This window comes from Streptococcus sp. 20925_1_69 (genome assembly GCF_041432365.1).
Taxonomy (GTDB): domain Bacteria; phylum Bacillota; class Bacilli; order Lactobacillales; family Streptococcaceae; genus Streptococcus.
Genome location: NZ_JAPVZL010000004.1, coordinates 178,021 through 185,254 on the forward strand (window position 1 = coordinate 178,021; position 7,234 = coordinate 185,254).

Below are 7,234 nucleotides of genomic sequence, written 5' to 3' on the forward strand. Positions count from 1 at the left end.
CTACTTTTTATAGGACTGTGCAAGGAGAAAGCACCTAGTCTGGCAAAATTCCGACCTGTTCCACAAAGCGCATAAAGGCTGTCTGCCCTTGTTCCGTCTGCTTGTAGACTCCTGCATCCTCCATAACACGTGCAAAGATAGTACCCACAGAGTCCTTGACGATTTTAAGGGCTTTTTCTTTATCTGTTAGGTCTGGATATTGAGCTCTAAGTTGGTCTGCCCATCCTTGATGATAATCGACAACTGTATCAGCTTCTCCTACAAGATAGCTAGCGACTTGCTCCACTTCTTCTTTCAGACGTGGTGGCAAGATTGCCAAGCCCATGACCTCAATCAAGCCGATATTTTCCTTCTTGATATGTTGGACATCCTTGTGGGGATGATAGATGCCATCAGGATGCTCTGGTGATGTTTGATTATCTCGTAAAACCAAGTCCAACTCAAATTGTCCATTGCGTTTACGAGCAATGGGTGTGATGGTATGGTGTGGTGTCCCATCAGTCTCTGCCAAAATCTGCACTGCAGGATCTGAATACTGACGCCATTCCTGCAAAATCTTGTCAGCTAAGTTGATCAAATCCTCTTTGGAAGCCGAAGTCAAACGCAACACTGACATGGGCCACTTGACAATCCCAGCATCGACCTGCTCAAAACCTGCAAATCGAAAGGTCTTTTGCAAGGGAGCCAATTCCATAGGAAATGCGTGACGGCCTCCCTGATAGTGATCATGAGTCAGAATAGAGCCACCCACAATCGGCAGGTCGGCATTAGAGCCTGCAAAATATCCTGGAAACTGCTCTACGATAGCAAGCAGACGTTCAAAACTCTGACGACTAATGGCCATGGGACGATGCTGGCCATCTAAGAAAATACAATGCTCATTAAAGTAAGCATAGGGCGAATACTGGAAGCCCCACTCCTGACCAGCCATTTCAAAACGGATAATACGGTGGTTGCTGCGAGCTGGGTGGTTAACTCGACCATGGTAGCCTTCATTCTCTAGACAAAGCTGACACTGAGGATAATTGCTAGCTTGCACCAACTTGGCTGCCGCAATCTCTTTCGGATCCTTTTCAGGCTTAGAGAGATTGATGGTAATTTCAAGCTCTCCGTAACCAGACGGAACACGATAAGCGATATTTTTAGCAATGGCCTTGAGTTTGATGTAGTCATTCTTCTGGCTAAGTTGGTAGAAGTCCGCAATCGCCTGCTCTGGTGACTGGGCATAGGTTGCCCAAAAGTCACTATTGACCTGACTTGGACAAGGGGTCACCAAGTCCATCAATTCAGCACCAAGGATTTCACGCGCAGTCTGACTATCCTCAATCGTCTCTAATCGAACGGCTTCCTCAACCAGCTGGTCCTTGAGATCAATCAATTTATCCAGATTGGTCTCAACTTCCAAAACACCTGCTCCCACTCGTGCCAAGACACGATTGGTCAGGTAGATTCGATCCATTTCCTCATATGAACTTTCAGAAATGACATATGTTACAAATTTATCTACTAAGGTCACTATAGAGCCTCCTTTTGACTAGTCAAGGACGCGAGTGCCACCTGCAACTTCAGCGATATAGAAACTTGGAGTGTAGCCAACTACTTCTTCGTAGTGTTTGCCAACAGCTTCCTTAAAGGCCTCAACAGTATTTTTTTGCACCAAGGCAATGGCACAGCCACCAAAACCTGCCCCTGTCATACGAGCACCGAGAACTCCTTCTTGTGCCCAAGCTGTGTGAACAAGGGTATCCAATTCCAAGCCAGTTACTTCATAATCATGCTCCAGAGAAACGTGTGACGCATTCATCAAACGACCAAATGTTTTCAAATCTCCTGCTTGAAGGGCTGCTTGCGCTTTAAGGGTACGTTGGTTTTCAAGCACAGCATGGCGAGCACGTTTCAAACGATTTTCATCTTTAATCAGATAGCTGTATTGGTCAAAGGCCCACTCATCCAATTCACCCAAGGTCTGAATATCTAAAGCTGCTTGCAATTCTTCCACTGCTTTTTCACACTCAGCACGACGTTCATTGTATTTAGAGTCCGCCAATTCACGGCGTTTATTAGTGTTCATGATAACAACAACATTGTCCTTCAAATCAAGTGGCACCAAATCATACTCTAAAGTGTTAGTATCTAGGTAAATAGCACGTTGGTCAGCCCCCATACCGATAGCAAACTGGTCCATAATGCCAGAATTTACTCCGATAAAGCTATTTTCTGTTTGTTTTCCGATTTTAACCAAATCGAGACGCTCTAATTTTAAATCAAAGAGATGCTCTGCCACAACCCCTGTCAAAAGTTCCAAAGATGCTGAAGAAGACAAACCAGCACCATTTGGGATATTCCCATAAACATAAAAATCAAACCCTTTGTCAATCACATGCCCAGCTTCTTGCAAGAAATGAAGAACTCCTTTTGGATAATTGGTCCAGTTATGCTCTTTTTCAAACTTGAGGTCAGCGAGAGGCACTTCGATAATACCCTTGTCCTCAAAGTTAGCTGAGTAGAAACGCAAGACTTGGTCATCACGTTTGCGAGCAGCCCCATAAGTTCCCAAGGAAATAGCAGCTGGAAAAACGTGCCCACCGTTGTAATCTGTGTGTTCACCAATCAAATTAATACGACCTGGTGAAAAAAAAGTTTGGTCTGCTTCTTGACCAAAAACGGCAAGAAAGTCTTTGCGAAGAGCTTCAGCAGTAAGATGTTGTGTCATATGATTTCTCCTTTTACTGTCCGTTAAGCCGCCTTAACGTGTAATCGTTTTCTTCTATTGTATCCAAGGGATTTTCCAAGGTCAATCCTTTTTACTAAACTTTTACTAAACTATCGGTAAAAAGCAGAAAAATATGATATACTAACCTAATCAAGGAGGATTTATGGCTACCTTAAAAGACATTGCACAGCTAGCCTCTGTCTCTATCGCGACCGTATCCCGTGTCCTCAACCGCGACCAGAGCCTATCTGTTACAGAAGAAACCAGACACCGTATTTTAACTGTTGCTGAAGAGTTGGGCTATACTAAGCACCTCAAGACAGGCGAGTCCCACAAGCCCAAGCAAAAGATTGCTATTATCCAATGGGTCAGTGAACAAGGGGAGCTGGACGACCTCTACTACTACCAGATTCGCCTAGGCATAGAAAAAAGAGCCCAAGAGTTGGACTACGATATCTTGCGCTATTTTAATGACCATCCTTTTACCCTAAGCGAGGAAGTCATCGGGATTCTCTGCATCGGAAAGTTTAGTCGAGCTCAGATTTCTGCCTTTGAAGAATACCAAAAGCCTCTTGTCTTTCTAGACAGTGATACTCTTTCGCTAGGACATACCTGCATTATCACGGACTTTTACACTGCTATGAAACAGGTTGTCGATTATTTTCTCAGCCAAGGGGTGAATCGCATTGGGATTCTAACAGGTCTTGAAGAAACAACCGACCAAGAAGAAATCATTGAGGACAAGCGGCTGGAAAATTTCAGAAACTACAGTCAAGCGAAGGGAATCTATCATGATGAATTAGTCTTTCAAGGAAGCTTTACTGCCCAGTCTGGCTATGACTTGATGAAGGAGGCCATTCAGTTCTTGGGAGACCAACTCCCGCCAGCATTTTTTGCAGCCAGCGATAGTTTAGCTATCGGTGCTCTCCGTGCCCTCCAAGAAGCTGGAATCAGCCTGCCAGACCGCGTCAGCCTCATTTCCTTTAACGATACTAGCCTGACCAAGCAAGTCTATCCTCCCCTCTCCAGCATCACCGTCTATACCGAAGAAATGGGCAGAGCAGGCATGGATATTCTTAATAAGGAAGTACTCCACGGTCGCAAAATCCCTAGCCTTACTATGCTGGGAACCAGACTGACATTGAGAGAGAGTACCACTAATAAATAAGAAAAACTCACAAACAAGATTCTGAGCGAAACTTGCTTGTGAGTTTTTTGATATCCCTCCACAATCATATTTTTAAATAGCTGATAAAAGTAGTATGATGCTAATGAGGCGAGCCATTAGTATACACCAACCTATTAGAAAGGAATTTCCAAATGTTAGCTAAAATAACTCCAAACGACTACCTACACACCTACTACAAACAATGGATTGCCATTTACAAAGAAGGAGCCATCCGAAATGTAACTTTACAAAAATACAATATGACCCTGCACTGGCTTCAAGAACTAGCACCTGATCTAAAACTATGCGATGTAAATCGTATCGTTTATCAACAGTTACTCAATAACTACGCAAAAGAGCATGAACGTGTCACAACAATGGATTTTCACCATCAGCTTAAAAGTGCGATTATGGATGCTGTAGACGAAGGGTTAATCACTCACGACCCTACTCGCAAGGCCATTATTAAAGGAAAAAATCCTCGAGAAAAGAAGCCAAAATACCTCAATCAGTTTGAACTTCATACACTCTTAACTCATTTAAAGCTATCTAATCATCTCAACTGGGATTGGCTCATATTACTAACAGCTAAGACTGGAATTCGTTTTTCTGAAGCTCTGGGCATCACACCAGCTGACTTTGACTTTCCTCATCAACTACTCAGTATTAATAAAACTTGGAATTATAAAGAAGCTGGAGAATTTGCACCAACGAAAAATCGTTCTTCTGTCCGAAAAATTCAATTAGATTGGCAAACTGTCATCCAATTTGCCGAACTAACGCGTGATCTCCCTTTGGAACAACCTATTTTTGTTCATGGGAAAATATACAATTCTACTATAAACAACATCTTAGAGAAGAGATGTAAGGAAGCCAAAGTTCCCGTGATTACTTTACACGGTCTGCGGCATACCCATGCTTCACTTCTGCTTTTTGCTGGTGTTTCAATTGCTAGTGTTGCTAGACGACTAGGACATGCTAGTATGACCACTACTCAAAAAACATACCTTCATATTATCCAAGAACTTGAAAACCAAGATATTGATTTGATTATGCGATCACTATCTAGTCTCAATTAAGTAGGAATCACTCACGCTGTTGAAGGGTAATGAGCTGATCTAACTCTTGGAAAAAGGAACCGATGGCCGTTTGTTCGGGGAGAGTGGGACAAGGAATAGGCATCTCAATGAAAAGACTATCTTTAATTGAAAATCTATCAGCTCTGGCACCACTATCACCATTTAATTTCATAAATTTATGCCAATACGTTGTATTGAAATATGTAGCTAGATAAGAATTTTCGATATCATGAGTTCTAAATACGTAATATAATGGCGACATAACTCCAACTTCATTGAGCTGATTACGTTTTATAGGTCCAACAGGCGCATGATTTGAAATTCGTGGATTGTATACAAAGTCATCTTGTTTAACTATATAGTATCCATTAAGACTTTTTTCATTAGCTATGTCCTTATCAAAAAAATCGCGCTGTGGAATTATTCCGAACTCAGCAGAGTTAGTCAAAACAATACTATAAAGATTATCAGAGTTTTTTTCCTTAACCTTCTCAGATATCTCCCCCAACTTCCGCTGTTCCCAAGCGTTCATCTGTCCTTGGTTCCAGCAAAAAACTGCTTCGATAGGAAGCAGTTCAGCATTTTTTACCCTTTGAGGAGCTCTACAAACTTTGTTAGTTCGTTTTTTGCTTCCTCAGTTGTTCCTTCCAGTTCTCCTAAAAGTTTAAAGAGACTAGCTGAGGTTGCTTCTATTTCAGCTCGGACTTGGGTTAATTCTTGTGCAACTTCTGACAAAGGAACTACTTCTTCCTCTTCAAAAGTATCTACATAACGGGGAATATTAAGATTATAGTCGTTCTCCTTGATTTCCTCAAGACTAGCCACATGAGCATACTTATCGACATGTTCACGTTCATGATAAGTCTCAATGATTTTAGTTATGTTATCTTCTGTCAGTTTGTTTTGATTTTTTCCTTTTTCAAAATCACTGGACGCATCGATAAACAAAACATCAGAGCACTTACCACGTGCTTTACGACCTTTAAAAACAAGCACACAAGTCGGAATACTTGTCCCATAGAATAGATTGGCAGGTAGACCGATAACAGCGTGGAGAAGATTCTCATCAATAATCTTTTGGCGAATCTTCCCTTCAGCTGCTCCCCTAAAGAGAACACCGTGCGGAAGTACAATTGCCATCGTTCCACTACTTTCCAAATGGTAAAGGCCATGCAAGATAAAAGCGTAATCCGCCTTAGAAGCAGGAGCAACACCAAACTTGAAACGTGAATCTTTGGAACGATCGATACTCTTAATCTCCCACTTTTGCGAATATGGTGGATTAGCTACAACAGCGTCAAACTTCAGTGGAAGTTGAATACCATCTTTTTCAGCAAAAGGCCAATCCGTATCTAGTGTATCTCCCCGTTTGAGATTCATATTGCGATAGTTAACACCATGCATCATAAGATTCATACGCGCAAGGTTATAGGTCGTAGTATTGAGTTCTTGACCGTAAAAATCAACACTACCTTCACGCTCCCCTTCTGGCAATTCTTTTTGCACTGTTAAAAGTAAGGAACCTGAACCCATAGTAGGATCATACACTCGAAACTGATCGTCATTTTCCTTCGCATCCACTGTGACAAGTTTTGCCAAGATCTGACTAACCTCATGCGGCGTATAAAACTCACCGCCTTTTTTCCCAGCATTAGCCGCAAATTGACCGATAAGATATTCATACACATCTCCCAAAATATCGCGTCCAGACTCATCCTTGAAGCTAAACTCATGAATCATGAGAACAATGTCGTTAAGTGCCTTGGCGCGCTCGTTAGTACTCGAACCCAATCGGGTATCCCCAAGATTGATATCTGAAAAGACATTTGCAAAGTCTTGCTCAGCCATAGAATTACGCTTAGCTTGTGTCTCAAAAGAGTCAAACATATCTTGGAAATCGCTCGCCTTGATCCGATGGTTTTCGATTTTCGCTACCAAACGCCCCCAGGTATACTCTGGCTTAATCGCATAACCAAGATTACTACTAATATCTTCTAAGTAGTCTTCTTGCTCTTCTTCGTCTGTCACATCGTAAAACTCTTCCAGACCATTTTGAGCCAAATAGACATCTTGGTTTTCAGATAGATAACGATAGAACATAAAAGGAAGGATATAATTTTTATACTCACTAGCGTCCATCGTCCCACGTAGTTTATTGGCCATTGCCCAAAGTTTTGTTGTAATATCATTTGCAGTACTCATACGAATTTTGTATCCTTTCTATTATGCAAACATCGCTTTCAGTAATGTTGATTTCATGGTTTTCAGTATCTC

At 41.9% G+C, this 7,234-nt stretch carries 6 protein-coding genes; 2 read left to right on the plus strand and 4 right to left on the minus strand.

All coding sequences use genetic code 11. From position 1 onward, the window contains the following. Positions 1-34: 34 nt before the first annotated feature. Together O3601_RS04380 and O3601_RS04385 are read right to left on the minus strand one after the other, a co-directional pair. Positions 35-1,516, minus strand: a complete 1,482-nt coding sequence (locus tag O3601_RS04380; RefSeq protein ID WP_371471327.1) for a UDP-glucose--hexose-1-phosphate uridylyltransferase — start codon at positions 1,514-1,516, stop codon at positions 35-37. A gap of 18 nt (positions 1,517-1,534) precedes the next feature. Next, positions 1,535-2,713: a galactokinase gene (locus tag O3601_RS04385; protein ID WP_000191956.1), complete on the minus strand. Its 1,179-nt coding sequence runs from the start codon at positions 2,711-2,713 to the stop codon at positions 1,535-1,537. Positions 2,714-2,876: 163 nt separating this feature from the next. On the opposite strand from O3601_RS04385, the gene galR reads away from it, so the two are divergent. Together galR and O3601_RS04395 are read left to right on the plus strand one after the other, a co-directional pair. Continuing rightward, a complete protein-coding gene (gene galR, locus O3601_RS04390) occupies positions 2,877-3,881 on the plus strand; it encodes a DNA-binding transcriptional regulator GalR (protein WP_371471329.1) in 1,005 nt (334 codons plus the stop codon). A 152-nt stretch (positions 3,882-4,033) separates the two neighbouring features. Next, a complete protein-coding gene (locus O3601_RS04395) occupies positions 4,034-4,960 on the plus strand; it encodes a site-specific integrase (RefSeq protein WP_371471330.1) in 927 nt (308 codons plus the stop codon). Between the two features lie 7 nt (positions 4,961-4,967). On the opposite strand, the gene O3601_RS04400 is transcribed toward O3601_RS04395, so the two are convergent. Then, positions 4,968-5,492 (minus strand): restriction endonuclease subunit S, encoded by a 525-nt coding sequence (locus tag O3601_RS04400; protein ID WP_371471331.1) that lies wholly within the window; start codon positions 5,490-5,492, stop codon positions 4,968-4,970. Positions 5,493-5,545: 53 nt separating this feature from the next. Further along, positions 5,546-7,162 (minus strand): type I restriction-modification system subunit M, encoded by a 1,617-nt coding sequence (locus tag O3601_RS04405; RefSeq protein ID WP_371471333.1) that lies wholly within the window; start codon positions 7,160-7,162, stop codon positions 5,546-5,548. Positions 7,163-7,234 lie beyond the last annotated feature (72 nt).